Here is a 1,170-nt window from a genome sequence, read left to right on the forward strand (position 1 = left end):
GCTACCGATTTGTCGGGGCGCAGCACGAGGCAGGGGTATCGGCGCCGTGGTGCGTGATTCAGCTTGAGCCCTGCCGCCGGCGACGCCGGCGCTGTAGCGGCTGCGGCCAGATGGTTTCGGCGATCCATGACGTGAGCGAGCGGCGGGTGCGCGACCTGCCGATCTTCGAGGCCTCTGTCGAGGTCGTCGTGCCCCGCCTGCGGCTGGCCTGCGCTGAGTGCGGCCCGAAGCTGGAGCAGCTGGCGTGGCTGCCGCCATATGCCCGGGTGACCCAGCGCCTGGCGGACGCCGTTGCGCGACTGTGCGCGGTGGCGTCGATCCGTCACGTGGCCCGCTACTTTGGCCTGGACTGGAAGACCGTCAAGGCCATCGACTGCGCGGCGCTGACGCGCAAGCTGGGCCCGGTTGACCTGTCCGGCGTCGAGATTCTGGGCATGGACGAGTTTGCGATCCAGAAGGGGCATCGTTACGCCACCGTCATTGTCGAGCCCAGCCGCAAGCGTGTGCTGTGGGTGGGGCGCGGCCGGGGCCGCGAGGATGTCCGTCCGTTCTTCGACCTGCTCGGACCTGAGGGCTGCGCCCGGATCAAAGCCGTGGTGATGGACATGAACGCGGGCTTCGCCGAGGAAGTCCGCGCGCGCTGTCCGCAAGCAGAAATCGTCTACGACCTGTTTCACGTCGTGGCCAAGTACGGACGTGAGGTGATCGACCGCGTCCGGGTCGATCAGGCGAATGCTCTGCGCCACGATAAAGCCAACCGCCGTGTCGTCAAAAGCGCGCGCTGGCTACTGCTGCGCAATGCTCAGTCCCTGCAGCCGGAGGGCCGGGTGGCACTCAAGGAACTGTTGCAGGCCAATCGTCCCTTGTCCGTGGTCTACCTGATGCGCGATGAACTCAAGGCGCTCTGGCACTACCGCTACGTCGCCTCGGCCGAAAAGCTCTGGCGCCAGTGGTATCACCGTGCGGTCTGCTCGCGAATCGAGCCTCTCAAGCGCTTTGCCCGGCGGCTGAAACCCTACATCGCCGGCATCCTGCCCACTGCCGATACCCGCTCGGCACCAACCTCATCGAGGGCATCAACAACAAGATCAAGGTCATCAAGCGCATGGCCTACGGCTTCCGCGACGACCACTACTTCTTCCTCAAAATCCGCGCAGCGTTCCCCGGAAT

Annotated in this window: 1 pseudogene; it reads left to right on the top strand. The window is 65.6% G+C overall.

From position 1 onward, the window contains the following. Positions 1-1,170, top strand: a pseudogene (locus AAG565_RS15720) (ISL3 family transposase); the annotation flags it as partial.

It is taken from the genome of Fontimonas sp. SYSU GA230001 (assembly GCF_040066175.1).
GTDB lineage: Bacteria > Pseudomonadota > Gammaproteobacteria > Nevskiales > Nevskiaceae > Solimonas.